Raw genomic sequence first — 19,078 nt, forward strand, 5'->3', positions numbered from 1 at the left:
GCACGCCGGCGTCGTCGTCTCGATCGGCGCACTGCTGCTCGGAATGTTGCTGGCCGCCCTGGACCAGACGATCGTGTCGACCGCGCTGCCCACCATCGTCAGCGACCTCGGCGGCCTGGAGCACCTCTCCTGGGTGGTCACCGCCTATCTGCTGGCCTCGACCGCGGCCACCCCGCTGTGGGGCAAGCTCGGCGACCAGTACGGCCGCAAGAAGCTCTTCCAGACCGCGATCGTGATCTTCCTGATCGGCTCCGCGCTGTGCGGCATGGCACAGAACATGGGCGAGCTGATCGGCTTCCGGGCCCTGCAGGGCCTCGGCGGCGGCGGCCTGATGGTGCTGTCCATGGCGATCGTCGGCGACATCGTCCCGCCCCGCGAGCGAGGCAAGTACCAGGGCTTGTTCGGCGCCGTGTTCGGCGCGACGAGCGTGCTCGGCCCGCTCCTCGGCGGACTCTTCACCGAGCAGCTCAGCTGGCGCTGGGTCTTCTACATCAACCTCCCCGTCGGCGCCGTCGCGCTCGTCGTGATCGCGGCCGTCCTGCACATCCCGGGGAAGTCCGCCAAGCACGTCATCGACTACCTCGGCACCCTCCTCATCGCCGCGGTCGCCACCTGCCTGGTCCTGGTCGCCTCGCTCGGCGGCACCACCTGGAGCTGGGGCTCGCCGCAGGTCATCGGCCTCGCCGCGCTCGGCGTGGCCCTCGCCGTGGTCTTCGTGGTCGTGGAGCGGCGCGCGGCCGAACCCGTCCTGCCCCTGAAACTGTTCCGCATCCGGACCTTCACCCTCTCCGCCGTGATCAGTTTCATCGTCGGCTTCGCGATGTTCGGGGCGATGACCTATCTGCCGACCTTCCTCCAGGTCGTCCAGCGGGTGTCCCCCACGCTGTCGGGCGTGCACATGCTGCCCATGGTGCTCGGACTGCTGATCTCGTCCACGCTCTCCGGCCAGATCGTCAGCCGTACCGGCCGCTGGAAGGTGTTCCCCGTCGCCGGCACCGGCATCACCACCATCGGCCTGCTCCTGCTGCACCAGCTCGACGAGCACAGCAGCACCGGCCGCATGAGCGCGTACTTCTTCGTCTTCGGCCTGGGTCTCGGCCTGGTGATGCAGGTTCTGGTCCTGATCGTGCAGAACGCGGTCTCGTACGAGGATCTGGGCGTCGCCACCTCCGGCGCGACGTTCTTCCGCTCCATCGGCGCCTCGTTCGGCGTGGCGATCTTCGGCGCGGTCTTCGCGAGCCGCCTCGGTGACAAACTCACGGCCGCGCTGAGCGGGCGGCAGCTGCCGCCCGGTGTCTCTCCGGACAGCCTCAAGGCCGACCCGAAGGGCATTCCGGGCCTCCCGCCCGCGCTGCGCCAGCCCATCCTTCACGCGTTCGCCTCGTCGATCACCGACGTCTTCCTGTACGCGGCTCCGGTCGCCCTGCTCGGCTTCGTGCTGTCCTGGTTCCTGCGCGAGGACAAACTGCGGGGGTCGGTCACGGCGCCGGACCTCACCGAGACGCTCGCCACCAATCCGGTGGAGCGGTCGTCGTACGACGAGGTGTGCCGCGCGCTGTCGGTGCTCGGCACCCGGGAGGGACAGCGCGCGATCTACGAGAAGATCACCGCGCGGTCCGGATACGACCTGCTGCCCGCGGCGAGCTGGCTGCTGCTGCGGATCAAGAAGTACGGCTGGGCCGAGCCGGCGCGGCTGGCCGAGCGCAGCACCGTGCCGCTGCCCGTCGTGCTCGCCGCGGCCCGCCAGCTGGAGGTACGCCGCCTCGTGGACCGGGAGGGGCTCGACCTCGTGCTCACCGACGAGGGCCGTGAGGCCGCCGCGAACCTGGCGAAGGCCCGTGAGGAGTCCCTCGCCGAGCTGCTGGGCGACTGGTGGGGTCCGGACCGCCCGACGGACCTGGTCAGGCTGGTCGAGGAGCTGAACGCGGAGATGTCGGGCTCCGACGCGGAGCGCCCGCACGACGGCTCGGTGCCGCGACCGCAGGGGCCGACGCCCTGACGGTCCCCGCGGTGACCGGACCGCCCCCGCCCCGCACGTGCCCCTGCCCCGTACCAGCCCCTGCCCCTGCCCCGTACCCGCTCCTCCCCGCCCCCGCCCCCACCTCGGCGTGGCGACGGGTCAGGAGGTCGCCCGCAGCCGCTTCGTGAGCCAGTGCTCGGCGTACACGTCGTCGTTGTGGGCCGCGGTCTCCCCGTAGCCGTGCCGCACGTAGAGCGCGCGCGCCTCCACGAGGTCGCCGCGGGTGTCGAGGACCAGTTTCCGGGCGCCGAGGCCGAGCGCCGCCCGCTCGGCCGCGGCGAGCAGCAGCGCGGCGCCGCCCCGGCCGCGCAGCTCCGGCCGCACGAACACCCGCTTCAGCTCACCCGTGACGGCGTCGAGCATCTGCACGCCCGCCATGCCCCCGGGTTCGCCGCCGTACCGAGCGACCAGCAGCACTCCGGTGGGCGCGGTGAACTCGGCCCCCGTGCTCGCGGCGATCTCCCGTTCCAGCTCTCCGGGGTCGGTCGCGTGGCCCTCGTGCAGCAGGTACCAGCGGTCGCTGACCTCGGTGTAGTAGGCCCGCCAGAGTGCCGCGGCGGCGGGGGAGCCGAAGGGTTCGGGGGCGATGGTCCAGGAAGCCGCCGCGGGGCCGGCCGGACCGTTCGTCGCGGCGTCCTTCGCGGCGCTCTTCCTGCCGCTCTTCCCGTCTCCCGTCACGCCGTTCGTCATGTCGTTCGTCGTGCCGTTCGTCGAGGGGGCGCCGGTACGGGGCAGGGCCGTCATTGTCAGGGCGCACCGGACCCGTTCCGCAACCGGTTTTGGGTGAACCGGCCCCGGATCGGGCCGGATCGGGCGTGACCGGCCCCGTTTGAAGGTGTACTTCCGGGCAACCCGATCCGCGAACCGGCCCGTTGGGTCGAGAAACCCCGGAAGGCATCCATGTCCACAGGCGTCATCATCGCTCTGATCGTGATCGTGGCGGCCGTTGCCGTTGTCGCAGCCGCCCTGACTCTCCTCGCCCGCAGGCCGCAGGGCGGACGCACGTTGCGGCGGCGCTTCGGGCCCGAATACGACCGGGTCGTCGCCCGGCACGACGGCGACGCCAGGGCCGCCGAGCGTGACCTCGCCGAGCGCGTCAAGCGGCACGGCTCGCTGCGGCGGCGGCCGTTGGAGGCGGCGGCCCGCGAGCAGTACACGGCCCGCTGGACGGCCGCCCAGGAACGCTTCGTCGATTCGCCGCAGGACGCGGTGGCCGAGGCGGACCGGCTGCTCGGCGAGGTGGCCGGTGAGCGTGGCTTCCCCGACGGCGAGCGCTACGAGGAGCGGCTGGAGGCACTCTCGGTCCACCACGGACACCGTGTCCACGGCTACCGGCGGGTTCACGAGGCCACGTACAGCCCCACCCAGGACGACCGCGTCGGCACGGAGGAACTCCGCGAGGCCATGATCGAGGCCCGCGCCCTCTTCGAGGAACTCATGTCCACGAAGCGCCAGGACACCGCCGCCGGCCGGTCCGACCCGGCTCCCGACAACCGATCCCGGACACCGTGGGCGCTCACCAGGCGCCAGGTGAAGGGGAGTTGAGGAAGGTGAACGACATGACACCGGACGAAGCCAAGGACACGGCGACCCGCCGCGAGGTACTGAAGGGCGACACGGAGGCGACACCCGCCGCGCGGACCCCGCGGAACGAGTCGGCCCCGGAGCACGGGACGACAGCGAAGACCGAAGCCGAGAGGACCGAAGCCGGCAGGACCGAAGCCGGCAGGACCGAGGGCAAGGCGGTACGAGGGGACGAGCGGAGCCGTGGCCGCGAGGCCGCGGACACCCACCGCGACACCCCGGACCGGACAGCCGGTCCCGGTGAGCGTGGCACGGCGGCGCGCACCCCCTTCCCCGCGCCCTCCCGTCAGACTGCGGCCCCGTCCGGCGCGACCACGGACGAACACCGTGAGACACCGGACCGGGCCGCATCCACCACCGGCGAGCACGCCGTCACGCCGCGCACGCCGGTCCCCCTGGGCTCCCGTGAGGCCACCACCTCCCGTGAGTCCAAGGATTCCCGCGGGACCGCGGCCCCGGCCGCCGGGCGCGCCGGGGGCGACAGCTCCCGCGAGTCCGCCCGCGCGGGCACGCAGGAGCCGGTCACGGCCCGTGAGAACGGCGTCTCCGGAGCGGACGGCACCGCGCTGCTGTCGCACGACGCGTGCGACAAGTACGCGCTGCGGATGCGGCACGCGGTCGGCGGGTTCGTCGACGGTCCGCGGGCGTCCGTCGAGGAGGCCGACCATGTCCTCGAGGAGCTCACGGCCCAGTTCACGGACGCGATGACCCGGCGCCGGCGCACGCTGCGCACGTCCTGGGAGAAGGCCGGTGCGGACGAGGCGTCCGACACCGAGCAACTGCGCCTGGCCCTGCGGGACTACCGCGAGATCACGGAGCGTCTGCTGCACCTCTGACCGGCACCGCACGGCAGTCGTGAGGCCGCGTCCCGGACCATGTTCCGGGACGCGGCCTCACGCGTCGACGGGGTCACCCGGCCCGGCGCTCGCGCCAGTCCCGGACGATCTCGTCCACGTCGTAGGGCTTGAGGCCGAGGGGAGGCCCCGGCGGCGGCTTGAACATGACCTCGCGGATCTTGACGTTGATGTCCTCGACGATCCGGCGCACGGCCCGCTCCGAGGGCGCCGCCGACGCCGCCGCGAGCGCGTCCTCGGCCTCCTTGCGCAGGGCCAGCGTCGGGGGCAGCACCGAGAGGCCCTCACGGGCCATCTTCCGCTTGATCCACCACAGTTCGTCGTACGCCGTGTCGGTCACCTCGGGCAGCGGCTTTCCCGCGCCGGGGAGGTCCGTGAACTCACCGCGGGCCTCCGCCTCGCGGATCTGCCGGTCGACCCAGGACTCGAAGCTGACGGCGGGTGGCTTGCGCTCGGTCATACGTCCATTGTGCCGGAGGACGCCCGAGCGGACTATCAGGCGAATTATCATGCGGCGGCGGCGCGTCAACCACGCCCGGCACCAGGACGATCGAACCGGTGGACGGATTCACCGGAACGCGAAGGAGCGCACGTGCTCGAACTCACCATGGCCTCGGTCACCGGGGCGGACGCGGGCGCGACGGCCGGAATGCTGATGGCCGACGCACCGAGCGACCCCGGCGCCGTGCTGCGGGTGGGCCGGGACCGGACCGTGTGCCGGCTCGCCACCCCCGACGACTGGCTGTTCGTGTCCCGGGTCCACCTGGAGTTCCTGTGCGGTCCGGAGGGCTCCTGGCAGGTCACCTGGCTGCACGGTTCCCGGCCGGACCCCTCCTCCGAGGTCCGGGTGACCTTCGCCGGGATGTCCACCCGGCCCCTCTCGTACGGGGGGACGGCGCAGCTCCCCGTGGGCAGCTCCGGAGAGATCGTCATCTTCGACCGCACCGGCCCGCAGAGCGTGAACGTGGGTTTCTACCACGAGCAGTAGAGCCCGGAACCGCGACCTGCCCTAGTCGAGGACCCGGGCCAGCGCGAACCCGTCGTATCCCTTGCTGCCCACCGTCTGGATCGCCGTACCGCTCAACCTGGGGTGGGCGGCGATCAGTTCGAGCGCGGCCCGGGTGCCCCGCACGCTCGGGTCGGTGCTGTCCGCGTCGGTCACGTGACCACCGCGCACGACGTTGTCGACGACGATCAGGCTGCCGGGGCGGGTGAGCTCCAGGGCCCACTCCACGTAGGACGGGTTGTTCACCTTGTCCGCGTCGATGAAGACGAAGTCGAACGGCTCCGGGTTCTCCTCGGCCAGTTTCGGCAGTGACTCCAGCGCGGGACCCACCCGCACCTCGGCGATCCGGTCGAGGCCGGCGCGGGCGAGGTTGCGGCGGGCGACCTCGGCGTGGGTGGCGTCGTACTCGAAGGTCACCAGCCGGCCGTCGGCGGGCAGCGCGCGGCCCAGCCAGATGGTGCTGTAGCCGCCGAGGGTGCCGATCTCCAGGATGCGGCGCGCGCCCTGGATCCGGGCGAGCAGCTGGAGCAGCTTGCCCTGGTTCGGCGCGACGTTGATCTTCGGAAGCCCGGCGGCGTCACTGTCGCGCAGCGCGGCGGTCAGGGTCTCGTCGGCGGGGGAGAGGAGGGCGGTGAAGTAGTCGTCGACGTCGTTCCACAACTGCGACTCGCTCATGCACCGTGCCTTTCGTATGCCTAGTTAGAAGTGCTAACTAGTTTCGGGGACGAATCTAGTCGCGCTCCCCGCGCTTGTCAGCCGTATATCAGGGTGATCCTCCGTGCGCGGCGGTGACGCCGGCCGCTCGGCGGGGGTGGGTCAGGCGTCGGCCCTGGCGGCACGCGGGGCGCCGGATTCGGCGCCGGGCGCGGCCTCGGGCCGGGTGCCGGGTTCGACGGCCGGGGCGGAACCCGGCAGCGGCAGGCCCGCCGACTCGGACATGAACCACACCGCCACGCCGCCGATCACGGCTGCGGCCATCATGTAGTACGCGGGCATCATCATGTTCCCGGTCGCCCCGATGAGTGCCGTGACCACCAGCGGGGTCGTGCCGCCGAAGAGCGAGACGGAGACGTTGAAGCCGATGGAGAGCGAGCCGTAGCGGACCTTCGTCGGGAAGAGCGCGGGCAGCGCGGCCGGCATCGCGGAGGTGAAGCACACCAGCAGCAGGCCCAGCGCGCCCATGCCGAGCGCGACCGCGAGCAGACTGCCCTGGCGGATGAGCAGGATGGCCGGGACGGACAGCGCGAGGAATCCGGCGCACCCGGCGGCGATCACCGGGCGGCGGCCGATCCGGTCGGTCAGCGCGCCCGCGAAGGGCTGCACGACCATCATCACCGCCATCACACCGAGGACGACCAGCAGACCGTGCGTCTCGTCGTACTTCAGCTCGCTCGTCAGATAGCTCGGCATGTACGACAGCAGCATGTAGTCGGTGACGTTGAAGACCAGCACCAGTCCGACGCAGAGCAGCAGCGCGCGCCACTGGCCGGCGAGCATCGCGCGCAGCGGCACCTTGGGGCGGTCCTTCTCCTTCTTCGAGGCCTTCTCCAGCTCGGCCGCGAACGCCGGGGTCTCCTCCAGGCGCATCCGCAGGTACAGCCCGATGACGCCCATCGGACCCGCGATCAGGAACGGCACGCGCCAGCCCCAGGCCAGCAGGTCCTCGGTGGACAGGAAGGCGGTCATGAGGGTGACCAGGCCCGCGCCGCCGATGTATCCGGCGAGCGTGCCGAACTCCAGCCAGCTCCCGAAGAAGCCGCGCTTCTTGTCGGGCGCGTACTCGGCGATGAAGGTGGAGGCGCCCGCGTACTCGCCGCCGGTGGAGAAGCCCTGCACCAGCCGGGCCGCGAGCAGCAGCAGCGGAGCGCCGACGCCGATCGTCGCGTACGACGGGATCAGGCCGATCGCGAAGGTGCCCGCCGCCATCATGATCATGGTGAGGGCCAGGACCTTCTGGCGGCCGACGCGGTCGCCCAGCGGTCCGAAGACCATGCCGCCCAGCGGGCGGACGAGGAAGGCCGCCGCGAACGCGCCGAAGGTGGACAGCAACTGCGCGGTGGGGTTGCCGGACGGGAAGAAGACCTTGCCCAGGGTCACCGCGATGTAGCTGTAGACACCGAAGTCGAACCACTCCATCGCGTTGCCGAGGGCGGCGGCCTTCACGGCGCGCTTCACCAGGGCGGGGTCGGTGACGGTGACCTCCGGGCGCACGGGGGGCCGGAGCCGGACGGGAGCGACGGGAGCGACGGGAGTGACGGAGGGCAAGATTCCGCTCGCCTGCCTTTCGACGGGGACAAGGACGTGGTCCGCCCCGCGGGACGACCCGGGACAGACCAAAAAGCGACCATAGGGTCGCCGCCGTGCGTCACGTGCCGTGGGCGGCCCTGCGCGCAACGTGCGCAAACGCCGTGTGCGCAGGAGCGAAGGACCCGCGGGGCGCCGGCTTCGAGTGGCCTGTCTGTGACCTTTGTCGCGGGTGATTGTGATCCATGTCGCAGACCGAGGGAGGAACCGAACCGATCTCCCACTATCGTCATCCGGACAAAAGGCGGGGGGACGTCAGGTGAAGAGGGGGTTGCCTGCGTCCTTCCACGGGGGCAGTGCGAGCCTCTAAGGGTCCGGACAGACACCGGCGCACGGGATACGCGGGACGAACGGGGCGGGAGGGCCGACAGGGCGTGGCGAATGTGGAGCACGGCGGGCGAGCGGGTGGTGCCTTCGGGGCGGGGGCGACGGAATCGGCGAAGGCGCGGCTGCGCGCGATCCGTATCGGGCTGTGGCTGATCGCCGCGGTCCTCGCGGTACGGCAGGTCGCCGTCGTCCTGAGCACCCCCAAAGGGGAGCGGCTGACCGACCTGGAGACCTGGGTCGGGCCCGAGGGTGTCCTGCATGTGAAGGGGTCGCTGTACGACTCGACGCAGTTCACCGGAACCCCTTTCGGGGGACTCGTCCTCAAACCCCTCACCCGCGCCGCGGAACAGGGGCTCGGCTGGGGATGGACCTTCGGCAGCCTCTCACTGGTCGTCGCCCTCGGCGTGGTCGCGGCGCGCGCCCTGCCACAGCCCGTGAGCCGGCGCACCTCTCTGCTCGCCGCGCCCGTGGCCATCAGTCTGCTGATGCTGTCGCTGCCGGTGCGCAACGCCCTCTACCTCGGCCAGACCAGCATCATCCCGGTCCTGCTCGTCCTCCTGGCCTGCTTCACGGTCCGCGGGGAGCGGTCGAGCGGCGTCCTGATCGGCCTCGCGGCGGCGCTGCAGCCGACCGTGCTGCTCTTCGCCCCGCTGCTCTGGTTCACCGGGCGCCGCCGTGCCGCCGTGTCCGGGGCGCTCACGTTCGCCGCCTGTACCGCGCTCGCCTGGGCCGCGATGCCGCACGACTCCCACACGTACTGGGTGCACCATCTCGCGGGCGTCGGACTCGGCCGGGACGCCGACGACCTCACCAACCAGTCGCTGCACGGCGCGCTGCTGCGCCTCGGCCTCAACGGCCCGCTGGAGATCGGCCTGTTCCTGCTGCTCGGCGCGGGAGTCGCGGTCCTGGGTCTCAGCCGTGCCGTGCGCTATGCCAAGGACGGGCAGCTGCTCCTGGCCGTGGCGATCACCGGCTGCGTCGCCGTCGCCGTCTCGCCCACCACCTGGCAGCACCAGTTGCTGTGGGTCCTGCTCGCGCTGGTCGGCCGGGTCGGCAGGAAGGCCTCGGACCGCGCCATGTGGCCCGTCGCCGTCATCCTCGTCATGACCCTGCCGGCGAAGATGATGCTGCCGAACGTGGCGGCGGTCTACCCGCTGCGCGACAACGTGGTGCTGCTCGCCGCGCTCGCCGCCGCCACGGCCGTGCCGTTCCTCTCCCGCACCTCGGAGTACTACCGGGCGCCGATCCCCACGGACTACGCGGAGTCCGTCCCCACCCGGTGGAAGCGGGTGCCGCTGCTGCCCTTCCTCGGCCGTGTCCGCACCCGTCCGAACCTCCTGCTCGAACTGCTCCTGATCCGCGTCGGCTACTCCGCCTACCAGCAGGTCAGGCTGGCCGCGACGGGCGGCACCAACGCGGGCGGCCGGGCCGCCGCCGAGCACCACGGCGACCAGATCCTCGCCATCGAGCGGTTCCTGCACCTCGACATCGAACACTGGGCCAACCACGCGGTGTTCAAGGTCGAGTGGCTGCGGGAGTTCTTCGACTTCTACTACGAGTCGTTCCACTTCGTCGTGCCGCTCACCGTCCTCGCCCTGCTCTACACCCGCCGTCCCGGCGACTACCGCTGGGCGCGCTCGGCACTCGGCTTCGCCACGCTGATCGCGCTCGTCGGCTTCTGGCTCTACCCGCTGGCCCCGCCGCGCCTGATGCCGGGGCTGGGCGTCATCGACACCGTGCACGGTGTACAGGACTTCTCCAAGCCGGACTACGGCACACTGACCGCGCTCACCAACCAGTACGCGGCGATGCCCTCGCTGCACTTCGGCTGGTCCCTGTGGTGCGGACTGGTGATCGCGATCCTGGCGCCCAAGTGGTGGATGAAGGCGCTCGGTCTGCTGCACCCGCTGTTCACCGTCTCGGCGATCGTCGCGACCGGCAACCACTGGGTGCTGGACGCGGTGGGCGGCGCGGCGGTCGTCGCCGCGGGCTTCGGCCTGACCTACCTCCTCCAGGGCCCGAGGCCGCGCCCGTCGGCGCGGTCCGCGCAGGAGGGCGCGAAGGAGCCGGCCCCGGCCCCGGCGGCAGGCCGTGCTGCGGCCGGTCCGGGGGCAACTCCCGCGGGCAGCCCCGCGGACAGCCCCGCGGACAGTCCGGTGGGTCGTACGGCGGGTCGTACGGCGGGCTGATCCGGACCCGGTCCGGTACGGGCGTCGCGGTTCGGTACGGGCGTCGCCCGTCCGGTACGCGCGGCGCGGTCCCGGCCCTCGGGGGAGGCAGGGGCGGAGCGTAGGGGCTGCCCCTGCCTCCCGTGGGACGGGCCGACGGGCGCCGGGAGGCCGTCGGCCCGAGCGGGTGCCGGGGTCAGCCGGCGTCGACCTGGAGTTCCTTGACCCCGTTGATCCACGCGGAGCGCAGCCGGCGCGGGTCGCCCACCAGGGAGAGGTTCGGCATCGCGTCGGCGATCGCCTGGAAGATGAGGTCGATCTCCAGGACGGCCAGGGACTTCCCGAGGCAGTAGTGGGGGCCACCGCCGCCGAAGCCGAGGTGCGGGTTGGGGTCACGGGTGATGTCGAAGTCGCCGGGGTTCCCGAACACCTCGGGGTCGTGGTTGGCGGAGGCGTAGAAGAGGCCGACCCGGTCGCCCTTCCTGATCGTCCTGCCGCCGAGTTCGGTGTCCTGCGTCGCCGTGCGCTGGAAGGAGACCACGGGGGTCGCCCAGCGGACGATCTCCTCGGCGGTGGTCGCCGGACGGGTGCGCTTGTAGAGCTCCCACTGCCCGGGGTGGGTGAGGAAGGCGTGCATGCCGTGCGTGATGGCGTTGCGGGTGGTCTCGTTGCCGGCGACGGACAGCATCAGCACGAAGAAGCCGAACTCGTCGGAACCGAGGTTGCCCTCGTCCTCGGCCGCCACCAGCGTGCTGACGATGTCCTTCGCCGGGCACTGCTTGCGGTCCGCGGCCATGTTCATGGCGTACGAGATGAGCTCGATGGCCGACTCGGCGCCGACCTCCTCCGTGATGGCGTACTCCGGATCGTCGTACGCGATCATCCGGTTGGACCACTCGAAGATCTTGACCCGGTCGTCCTGCGGGACGCCGATCAGCTCGGCTATCGCCTGGAGGGGCAGTTCGCAGGCGACCTCGGTGACGAAGTCGAAGGGCCCGGAGTGGGCGCGCGCGCCCTCGACGATCGCGTGGGCACGGTCGCGCAGCCGCTGCTCCAGCGCCCGGATGGCCCGCGGGGTGAAACCGCGCTGCACGATCTGGCGGACGCGGGTGTGCTCGGGCGGGTCCATGTTGAGCAGGATCAGCCGCTGGGCGTCGATCGCGTCGCGCTCGATGTGGTCGTTGAAGCGGATGATCGCGGTGTTGAGGGACGAGGAGAAGATCTCCGGGTGCGTGGAGACGTACCTGACGTCCGCGTGCCGGGTCACAGCCCAGTAGCCCTCGTCCTGGAACCCGGCCAGGTTGGGCGGCTGGGGTATCCAGCGGACCGGTTCGGACCGGCGCAGCTCGGCGAACTCCGGCAGGGGCACACGGTGGTGCAGCAGGTCGGGGTCGGTGAAGTCGAACCCGTCGGGCAGCGCTGGACAGGGCATCGGCAACTCCAGGTCTCACGCGTTCCGTTGTGACGACGGTGTTCTGACGGCCGTGTTCCGACGGCTGCGTACAGCTGGTCTGACGGCCCATCAGAAAAGGGAATCGCCGTGAAGGTAGTAACGGGTTCTACAAGTCGCAAGGGGTGCGACGCCCCCAATTGCGCGCGGAGGTAGCGCTGATGGCGACTTCGGGGCGTGCACGACCCTTGCGGCGCGGGGGCTCCGCTCAGCAGACTGCACGGAGAACTAGTACACGTTCTAGTTCGGCGCGGTGGGTGGGCCGGGACGCCCCGCGCTGCGCGGGTCAGCGAGGAGAGGACCTAGCCCCATGGCCGCGGAACCCGTGATCGTCGAAGCCGTACGCACCCCCGTCGGCAAGCGCGGCGGCGCGCTCGCCAATCTCCACCCCGCCTATCTCCTGGGCGAGACCTACCGTGAACTCCTCGGCCGCACCGGCATCCACGCCGACTGTGTCGAGCAGATCGTCGGCGGCACGGTGACCCACGCCGGGGAGCAGTCGATGAACCCCGCGCGCACCGCGTGGCTCACCATGGGACTGCCCTACGAGACCGCCGCGACGACCGTGGACTGCCAGTGCGGCTCCTCGCAGCAGGCCGCGCACCTGACCGCCAACATGATCGCGGCGGGGGTGATCGACGTGGGCATCTCCTGCGGTGTCGAGGCGATGTCGCGGGTGCCGCTGGGCTCGGGGTCCAAGCACGGCCCGGGGAAACCGTTCCCCGACGAGTGGAACGTGGACCTGCCCAACCAGTTCGAGGCGGCGGAGCGGATCGCGCGTCGCCGCGGGCTGACGCGCGAGAACGTCGACTCGCTCGGTCTCGCCTCGCAGGAGCGGGCGGCCGTGGCCTGGTCGGAGGAGCGCTTCAAGCGGGAGACGTTCGCCGTGCAGGTCCCCACGACGGAGGACGAACAGCGCGCCGGGCAGGGCATGTGGCGGCTCGTCGACCGCGACGAGGGGCTGCGCGACACGTCGGCGGAGGCGCTGTCGCGCCTCAAGCCGGTGATGCCGACGGCCGTCCACACGGCGGGCAACTCGTCGCAGATCTCGGACGGGGCCGCCGCGATCATGTGGGCGTCGAAGCGGATGGCGCGGGCGCTGAAGCTGCGGCCGCGGGCCCGGATCGTGGCCCAGGCACTCGTCGGCGCGGACCCCCACTTCCACCTGGACGGACCGGTCGACGCGACACGGGCCGTACTCGGCAAGGCCGGCATGTCGCTGAAGGACATCGACCTGGTCGAGATCAACGAGGCCTTCGCCTCGGTGGTGCTGAGCTGGGCCCAGGTCTTCGAACAGGACCTGGAGAAGGTCAACGTGAACGGTGGCGCGATCGCGCTCGGGCATCCGGTGGGGGCGACGGGGGCGCGCCTGATCACGACGGCCCTGCACGAACTGGAGCGCAGGGACAAGGAGTTCGCCCTCATCACCATGTGCGCGGGCGGGGCGCTGGCGACCGGCACGATCATCCAGCGGCTGTAGCCGGGACATCCGGGCGCCGTGCCGGGTGGGGGCTGACGTAGAGGTCAGCCCCCATGTCCGGACAGGTGTCCCTGTCGGTGTCCCTACTTGTTCACCGCGAAGCGCATCAGGTCCCGCTCGTCGGCCTGCTTGATCCGGCCCGTCTGGTTGATCACTTCCAGCTTCCAGGCACCGCCGGCCCTTATCGCCTTGGCCACGGCGCAGCCGTTGTCGTTGCTGAGCATGCTCGGCCAGATGTCGGCGACCTGCTGGGTGGTGCCCCCGGTCGCGTCGTACACCTTGATGCTGACGTTCCGGGCCTTCTGGAAGGAACTGCCCTTCTTGAAGGCGGCGGCGACGAAGACGATCGACGTGACGTTGGCCGGCACCCGGGCGAACTCGACGGTCACCGTCTCGTCGTCCCCGTCACCGCGTCCGGTCTGGTTGTCCCCGCTGTGCACCAACGAGCCGTTGCCCAGCGGGTCCAGGGAGTCGAGGCCCGCCAGCCGCACCGGGTCCGAGCCCTGCATCGCGATCGCGATCAGGTCGAGGTCGGTGCCGGCCTGCCGGCGGAGCTTGCCCATGAGTCCGCCGCTCGATCCGGCGGTGGGGTCCCAGGACACCCCGATGGACAGATGGGTCACCCCGTCGAGGTCCGCCGGGCCGTCTTCCTTGGTGAGCGTGATCATGCGTGATCCTCCTGGTCATCGGACTGCTCCGATGCAGTCTGCCTGGAGCCCCGCGGATGTCGGAAGGCGGGTGAGCCCAAGGCCGGAAGCCGGGCGAACCCAAGGACCGTCCCGCCCGCGGGAGGCCCGCCGTCCGGAGCGGGACTACTCCCGCCCGGAGGCCGCCATCGCCAGTACCCCCGCCGCCACCGCCGCGATCAGCAGCGGGATTCCCAGTCCGTGGTGGAGCACCAGCCACGCGCCCAGCAGCGCGCCCACGGCCATCGCGACGACGGAGGCGGCGCGCCGTGGGGAGCGGCCGCCCGCACCGCCGCCGACGGCCGTGTCGGCCGCGAGGCCTGTCAGCGTCATCGTCAGGACCGTGGTCGTCAGGTCGGGCACACCCAGCTTGCGGACGGTCGCGTTGCGCAGGCCCATGGCGAAGGCCGTGACGGCGATCAGGGTGTACGTCGTACCGGTGGCACCCGGCGCGGCGAAGGCGACCGCCGCGCACCCGCCGACGAGCACCGCCTCGACGGCGAGCGTGACCCGCGCCCAGGCCCGGCGGGAGCGGCCGCCGAACCGTACCGCGACCCGCCCTCCGACCGCGGCGCCGATCAGGAAGCAGGCGAGCGAGGTCAGCGTGTGCGGCACGGAGAAGCCCGGCGCCCCGGCCGCGGCGAAGCCCAGTACCACCACGTTGCCGGTCATGTTCGCGGTGAAGACGTGCCCGAGCCCGAGATAACTCACCGCGTCGATGAGCCCGCTGACCACGGTCAGCCCCAACAGCACGGGGACCAGGCGCAGTCCGCGCGCCTCGGGGTCGTCGGTCCGCGCGGCTGTGCTGTCCGCACCCATGGGGCCTCCGGTCGGCTGGACGGTCGTGGCGCACCCAAGTCCACCATGACGCGGAGGACGTCCGGGCGGAACGACGGGCCGTAGCGTCGCGCGGACCGGAGTGACGGCACGCGCAGGACGCGCGGAAGGCGGACCGGTCGGCGTGCGCGGCGGGGACCCGCCGCGGCGGCCGCGCCGGCTGCTCACCGGACCGCCGGGCCCGCCACCGGCGCGGTGCGGTGCGGTGCGGTGTACGGGCGTACCGGCCGACGTACCGGACCGCCGGCCCGTGGCCCATGACAGGCGAAGGCGGCGGCCCCGGGGATCGGGGGCCGCCGCCTTCACGTGCGGTGGGGGGTCGCTCAGTACCAGTTGTGGGCCTGCCAGAAGCTCCAGGCGGCGAGGGGGCTGCCGTAGCGGGAGTTCATGTAGTCCAGACCCCACTTGATCTGGGTGGCGGGGTTGGTCTTCCAGTCGGAGCCGGCGGACGACATCTTCGACGCGGGCAGGGCCTGGACCAGACCGTAGGCGCCGGAGGCGGAGTTCGTCGCGCTGGGGTTCCAGCCGCTCTCGCGCTCGACGATCTTGCTGAAGGCGGTGAACTGCGCGGCGTCCGGGATCATCTCGTGCGCGATCGACTGGGCGGAGGAGGCCGAGGTGGTGGCGGCCTGGGCGGGAGCCGCGGCCAGAGCCATGCCGACGGTGGCGGTGGCCACGGCGGCAGTGGTGAGGACCTTCTTCGGAGAGGCGATGCGGCGGATGAAGGAGACGGACACGGAGAACCTTGTTTCCTCGGGGACACGACCGTCGCGGTAGGCCGGAACCATGTGGTGCGTGGTGACTGCGTACGTCGGCGCCGCGACCCGGGTGGGTCGGGCGGCGCCTCGCGACTGCCTCAGGGAAACAGGCACGCGGCCGGCCCGCAATGCCCCCCTTTTACTAGTGGTGGTCGCATCCGAGGAGAAAGTGCCTTATGTGATCCGGGTCTCAAACCCCAGGTCAGAGGGCATAAGAACGCGTCCATGCCGGCGGAATTCACTACTATCGCGCCTCGGATGTGACCAACGTCCTGTGGGCTGCTTCACGCTCCACCTCGCACAGCGCGCACGTGGAGGTGCGGAGCGCGTCCAGCCGGTGTGACGGGCGCCGCAGATCACCGGGGGTCGAACGTGACCGGCGTCTCGAAGGCGGCCCGCCGCGTGGCCCGGCGCAGCGCCCTGAGCAGCGGCGCCCCCAGCGTGAGCGTGAGGACGACCGTCACCACGGCCCGGCCCAGGTCCCAGCCGAGCGAGGTGGCCACGCAGTACGCGAGGAAACGGGCCAGGTTGGCGGGAACACCGGCGTGCGGGTCGAAGGCGACGTTCGAGGCCAGCGCGTTCATGAAGGGCCAGCCCTCCAGATTCATGACGGTGCCGTACGCGAAGGCGGCCAGGAACCCGTACACGGCGAGCAGCGACAGCTCGGCGCGGCCGCGCAGCCTGTCCGGTCCGGGCAGCAGCCCGGCGCCCATCGTGAACCAGCCCATGGCGAGCATCTGGAACGGCATCCACGGCCCCACCCCGCCGGTGAGCAGCGCGGACGAGAACATGGTCACGGACCCGAGCACGAACCCGAACCCCCCTCCGAGCACCCGCCCGCTCAGCACCATCAGGAAGAACATCGGCTCGATCCCGGCGGTCCCGGCCCCGATCGGCCGCAGGGCGGCGCCGGTCGCCGCCAGCACCCCGAGCATGGCGACCGCCTTGGGGCCGAGACCGGACTCGGAGATCGTCGCGGCCACCACCGCGACGAGCAGGACGAGCAGCCCCGCGAACAGCCAGGGGGCGTCCTGCGCGTGGGTGCCGGCCCGGGAGGCGGGGTCGGCGAGGAGCGGCCAGCCGAATCCGGCGACGCCGATGACGCTCACCAGACAGAGGGCGGCCAGGGACCGGGGGCCGAGACGGACGGCACGGACCTGGCGCTGGTGCGCCGTGGTGCGCCGCGGGGCGCCGGACCTGGTCATGCGAGCGTGTCCCCTCCGAGCGTGTCCCCTGCGAGCGCGTCCCTGATCTGGGCCACCGTGAGCCACGGCTGCGGGGCCAGCACCTTCGTGACCTGCGGGGCGAAGGACGGAGACGCGACGACCACCTCGGCCGTCGGGCCGTCGGCGACGACCTCGCCGTCCGCGAGGACGACCACGCGGTGCGCGAGCTCGGCGGCGAGCTCCACGTCGTGGGTCGCCAGCACGATGGCGTGTCCCTCGGCGGCCAGCCCGCGCAGGATGGTGACCAGCCGGGCCTTCGCCGCGTAGTCGAGGCCCCGGGTCGGCTCGTCGAGGAGCAGCAGCGGGGGGCGGGCCGTCAGGACGACGGCCAGTGCCAGGGCCAGCCGCTGTCCCTCCGACAGGTCCCGGGGATGGGTGCCGTCGGTGATCGCGGGCAGCAGCGCGGAGACCAGCGCCCGGCAGGTACCGGTCTCGGCTCCCGCGTCGGCGTCGGCCGCGGCGCACTCGGCGGCGACCGTGTCGGCGTACAGCAGGTCCCGTGGCTCCTGCGGTACGAGACCCACGCGGCGGATCAGGTCCCGGGGTGCCGTCCGGTGCGGGACCGCGCCCCCGACCCGGACCGAACCGGCGGCTGGTTCGACCAGCCCGACCAGTGTGCCGAGCAGGGTGGACTTGCCCGCTCCGTTGCGTCCCATCAGCGCGGTGATCCCCCCGGCGGCGACGGTCAGGTCCACGCGGCGGAGCGCCTCGACCTGACCGCGGCGGACGGCGAGGCCCTCGACGACGGCGGCCGGCGCGGACGCGGCCGGGGAATCGGGGGTGCGCCCGCGGAGGAGACGTGGACGGGCGGGCGGGAAGATCCGCAGACGGTGGGGACGGTGGGGCGGACCGCCGGTGGGGGCGCCAGGCGGGGGGAGAAGCCCGGGTGCCGCGGTCGCCGGCGGCGTGAGCTCCGCGAGCCGTTCGCGCAGCGCTCCCGCCCGGCGCCGCGCGTCGCGCACGGTGAGCGGGAGCGGGGACCAGCCGGCCAGCCGGCCCAGGTCCACCACCGGCGGGCACACCGGGGAGACGGCCATGATCTCGGACGGGATGCCGAGGAGCGGCGGGGTGCCGGGGGAGGGGAGGAGGGCGACGCGGTCGGCGTACTGGATGACGCGTTCGAGGCGGTGCTCGGCCAGCAGCACGGTCGTGCCGAGGTCGTGGACGAGGCGCTGCAGGACGGCGAGGACCTCTTCGGCGGCGGCCGGGTCCAGTGCGGAGGTCGGCTCGTCGAGGACCAGGACGCGCGGGTGCGGGGTGAGGACCGAGCCGATGGCGACGCGCTGCTGCTGGCCGCCGGAGAGGGTGGCGATCGGGCGGTCACGCAGGTCCGCGAGGCCCAGCAGATCGAGGGTCTCCTCGACGCGGCGGCGCATCACCGCCGGTGCGATGCCCAGCGACTCCATGCCGTAGGCGAGTTCGTCCTCGACCGTGTCCGTCACGAAATGGGACAGCGGGTCCTGGCCCACCGTGCCGACGACATCGGCGAGTTCGCGCGGCCTGTGGGTACGGGTGTCCCGGCCGGCGACCGTGACACGGCCGCGCAGGGTGCCGCCCGTGAAGTGGGGGACGAGACCGCAGACCGCGCCGAGAACGGTGGACTTGCCGACTCCGGAGGGCCCGGCGAGCAGCACCAGTTCACCCTCGGGCACCTCGAAGTCCACGCCCTGGACGGTGGGTTCGGCGGCTCCGTCGTACGTCACGGAGACATCCTCGAAGCGGATCACGAGGGCTCCTCGGTGGCGGCGGGTTCCCGGGCGGCCGGGCGACTGCCGGGTGAGCGGGGCCGCCCGGGGGCGGGGGCGACGAAGGCGGGCAGCAGGCCGAGCAGTACGGAGGCCGCGGGCCACAGGGGAAGGGCCGGGGCCACCAGGGGGACGACACCGGTGCGCAGTGCCACGGGGTCGTAGGCGGCGCAGACGATCAGCCCGGCGGCGACGGCGATGCCGGACCCGGCCACCAGCCACGCCCGTGCGCCCCACACGTCCGGGCGGTAGCGGGTGCGCGGGGAGCGGCGGCCGCCCAGCCACAGGCCGCCCAGCGCCGCGGCCAGCCCGGCGAGCAGCACGGGCAGTCCGTAACTGTCCCCCTCCGCGGTCAGCAGTCCGTACGTGCCCGCGCAGACGCCGACCAGGCCGCCCAGCGTCAGGACGGCGGTGGTGCGGCGGACGGCGGGCGCCACCGCGGCGGTCCGGCCGTAGCCGCGCGCGTCCATCGCCGCCGCGAGCGCGACCGAACGCTCCAGCGCGCCCTCCAGGACCGGGAGGGCGACCTGGAGCAGACCGCGCAGGCCCCGGTCGGGGCGGCCGCGCAGCCGGCGGGCGGGGGGCCGCCGCCCCCCGTGCGCGCGCGCGGGCGGGGGGGAGGGCCGGGCGGCC

General features: G+C 72.4%; 15 protein-coding genes and 2 pseudogenes. 6 read left to right on the plus strand and 11 right to left on the minus strand.

Translation table 11 applies throughout. The annotated features are described in order from the left end of the window. Window positions 1-43 precede the first annotated feature (43 nt). A complete protein-coding gene (locus ABZV34_RS30405; RefSeq protein WP_356283628.1) occupies window positions 44-1,999 on the plus strand; it encodes an MFS transporter in 1,956 nt (651 codons plus the stop codon). A gap of 120 nt (window positions 2,000-2,119) precedes the next feature. Here ABZV34_RS30405 and ABZV34_RS30410 read toward each other — a convergent pair whose 3' ends face one another. Next, on the minus strand, window positions 2,120-2,608 hold the full coding sequence (locus tag ABZV34_RS30410; protein WP_356283631.1) for a GNAT family N-acetyltransferase: 489 nt from the start codon (window positions 2,606-2,608) through the stop codon (window positions 2,120-2,122). Window positions 2,609-2,920: 312 nt separating this feature from the next. Here ABZV34_RS30410 and ABZV34_RS30415 point away from each other — a divergent pair, with 312 nt between their 5' ends. Both ABZV34_RS30415 and ABZV34_RS30420 read left to right on the plus strand, forming a co-directional pair. Further along, on the plus strand, window positions 2,921-3,565 hold the full coding sequence (locus ABZV34_RS30415) for a hypothetical protein (protein ID WP_356283592.1): 645 nt from the start codon (window positions 2,921-2,923) through the stop codon (window positions 3,563-3,565). 605 nt (window positions 3,566-4,170) lie between these two features. Further along, a pseudogene (locus ABZV34_RS30420) lies at window positions 4,171-4,440 on the plus strand (hypothetical protein); the annotation flags it as partial. Between the two features lie 73 nt (window positions 4,441-4,513). On the opposite strand, the gene ABZV34_RS30425 reads toward ABZV34_RS30420, so the two are convergent. Beyond that, a complete protein-coding gene (locus ABZV34_RS30425; RefSeq protein ID WP_356283594.1) occupies window positions 4,514-4,918 on the minus strand; it encodes a DUF1992 domain-containing protein in 405 nt (134 codons plus the stop codon). Window positions 4,919-5,050: 132 nt separating this feature from the next. Here ABZV34_RS30425 and ABZV34_RS30430 point away from each other — a divergent pair, with 132 nt between their 5' ends. Further along, entirely contained in the window at window positions 5,051-5,446 is a 396-nt protein-coding gene (locus ABZV34_RS30430; RefSeq protein ID WP_356283596.1) for a hypothetical protein, read from the plus strand. Window positions 5,447-5,467: 21 nt separating this feature from the next. Here ABZV34_RS30430 and ABZV34_RS30435 read toward each other — a convergent pair whose 3' ends face one another. Both ABZV34_RS30435 and proP read right to left on the minus strand, forming a co-directional pair. After that, a complete protein-coding gene (locus ABZV34_RS30435) occupies window positions 5,468-6,139 on the minus strand; it encodes an O-methyltransferase (protein ID WP_356283599.1) in 672 nt (223 codons plus the stop codon). A 141-nt stretch (window positions 6,140-6,280) separates the two neighbouring features. Further along, complete coding sequence (gene proP, locus ABZV34_RS30440; RefSeq protein WP_356283602.1) at window positions 6,281-7,675, minus strand: glycine betaine/L-proline transporter ProP; 1,395 nt, start codon at window positions 7,673-7,675, stop codon at window positions 6,281-6,283. A gap of 467 nt (window positions 7,676-8,142) precedes the next feature. Here proP and ABZV34_RS30445 point away from each other — a divergent pair, with 467 nt between their 5' ends. Further along, on the plus strand, window positions 8,143-10,284 hold the full coding sequence (locus ABZV34_RS30445) for a bifunctional glycosyltransferase 87/phosphatase PAP2 family protein (RefSeq protein WP_356283604.1): 2,142 nt from the start codon (window positions 8,143-8,145) through the stop codon (window positions 10,282-10,284). A gap of 175 nt (window positions 10,285-10,459) precedes the next feature. Here ABZV34_RS30445 and ABZV34_RS30450 read toward each other — a convergent pair whose 3' ends face one another. Further along, window positions 10,460-11,695, minus strand: a complete 1,236-nt coding sequence (locus tag ABZV34_RS30450; protein WP_356283607.1) for a cytochrome P450 — start codon at window positions 11,693-11,695, stop codon at window positions 10,460-10,462. A gap of 328 nt (window positions 11,696-12,023) precedes the next feature. Between ABZV34_RS30450 and ABZV34_RS30455 the strand changes: the two genes are divergently transcribed. Further along, complete coding sequence (locus tag ABZV34_RS30455) at window positions 12,024-13,193, plus strand: steroid 3-ketoacyl-CoA thiolase (protein ID WP_356283610.1); 1,170 nt, start codon at window positions 12,024-12,026, stop codon at window positions 13,191-13,193. Between the two features lie 83 nt (window positions 13,194-13,276). Here ABZV34_RS30455 and ABZV34_RS30460 read toward each other — a convergent pair whose 3' ends face one another. From ABZV34_RS30460 to ABZV34_RS30485, 6 genes and pseudogenes are all read right to left on the minus strand, one after another. After that, a complete protein-coding gene (locus ABZV34_RS30460; protein WP_356283613.1) occupies window positions 13,277-13,861 on the minus strand; it encodes a TerD family protein in 585 nt (194 codons plus the stop codon). Window positions 13,862-14,005: 144 nt separating this feature from the next. After that, the gene (locus tag ABZV34_RS30465) at window positions 14,006-14,698 is read right to left on the minus strand and encodes a YoaK family protein (protein WP_356283616.1); all 693 of its coding nucleotides are present in this window, start codon (window positions 14,696-14,698) and stop codon (window positions 14,006-14,008) included. Window positions 14,699-15,039: 341 nt separating this feature from the next. Beyond that, window positions 15,040-15,453, minus strand: coding sequence for a transglycosylase SLT domain-containing protein (locus tag ABZV34_RS30470; protein WP_356283619.1), 414 nt, complete (start codon window positions 15,451-15,453; stop codon window positions 15,040-15,042). 377 nt (window positions 15,454-15,830) lie between these two features. After that, window positions 15,831-16,679 (minus strand): ECF transporter S component, encoded by an 849-nt coding sequence (locus ABZV34_RS30475; RefSeq protein WP_356283622.1) that lies wholly within the window; start codon window positions 16,677-16,679, stop codon window positions 15,831-15,833. Beyond that, on the minus strand, window positions 16,676-18,427 hold the full coding sequence (locus tag ABZV34_RS30480) for an ATP-binding cassette domain-containing protein (protein ID WP_356283625.1): 1,752 nt from the start codon (window positions 18,425-18,427) through the stop codon (window positions 16,676-16,678). The genes ABZV34_RS30475 and ABZV34_RS30480 overlap by 4 nt, the downstream gene beginning before the upstream one ends. Next, window positions 18,424-19,078: pseudogene (locus ABZV34_RS30485) on the minus strand (energy-coupling factor transporter transmembrane protein EcfT); the annotation flags it as partial. The pseudogene ABZV34_RS30485 and the gene ABZV34_RS30480, both read right to left, overlap by 4 nt.

The organism is Streptomyces sp. NPDC005195, from assembly GCF_040608315.1.
In the GTDB taxonomy this organism is placed as follows: Bacteria; Actinomycetota; Actinomycetes; order Streptomycetales; family Streptomycetaceae; genus Streptomyces; species Streptomyces kaempferi.

What these genes read in the sequence shown, in the direction of transcription:
- ABZV34_RS30405 (WP_356283628.1), top strand. Translation starts at nt 44, where the DNA reads ATGTTGCTGGCCGCCCTGGACCAGACGATCGTGTCGACCGCGCTGCCC.
- ABZV34_RS30415 (WP_356283592.1), top strand. Translation starts at nt 2,921, where the DNA reads ATGTCCACAGGCGTCATCATCGCTCTGATCGTGATCGTGGCGGCCGTT.
- ABZV34_RS30425 (WP_356283594.1), bottom strand. Translation starts at nt 4,918, where the DNA reads ATGACCGAGCGCAAGCCACCCGCCGTCAGCTTCGAGTCCTGGGTCGAC.
- ABZV34_RS30435 (WP_356283599.1), bottom strand. Translation starts at nt 6,139, where the DNA reads ATGAGCGAGTCGCAGTTGTGGAACGACGTCGACGACTACTTCACCGCC.
- ABZV34_RS30450 (WP_356283607.1), bottom strand. Translation starts at nt 11,695, where the DNA reads ATGCCCTGTCCAGCGCTGCCCGACGGGTTCGACTTCACCGACCCCGAC.
- ABZV34_RS30455 (WP_356283610.1), top strand. Translation starts at nt 12,024, where the DNA reads ATGGCCGCGGAACCCGTGATCGTCGAAGCCGTACGCACCCCCGTCGGC.
- ABZV34_RS30460 (WP_356283613.1), bottom strand. Translation starts at nt 13,861, where the DNA reads ATGATCACGCTCACCAAGGAAGACGGCCCGGCGGACCTCGACGGGGTG.
- ABZV34_RS30465 (WP_356283616.1), bottom strand. Translation starts at nt 14,698, where the DNA reads ATGGGTGCGGACAGCACAGCCGCGCGGACCGACGACCCCGAGGCGCGC.
- ABZV34_RS30475 (WP_356283622.1), bottom strand. Translation starts at nt 16,679, where the DNA reads ATGACCAGGTCCGGCGCCCCGCGGCGCACCACGGCGCACCAGCGCCAG.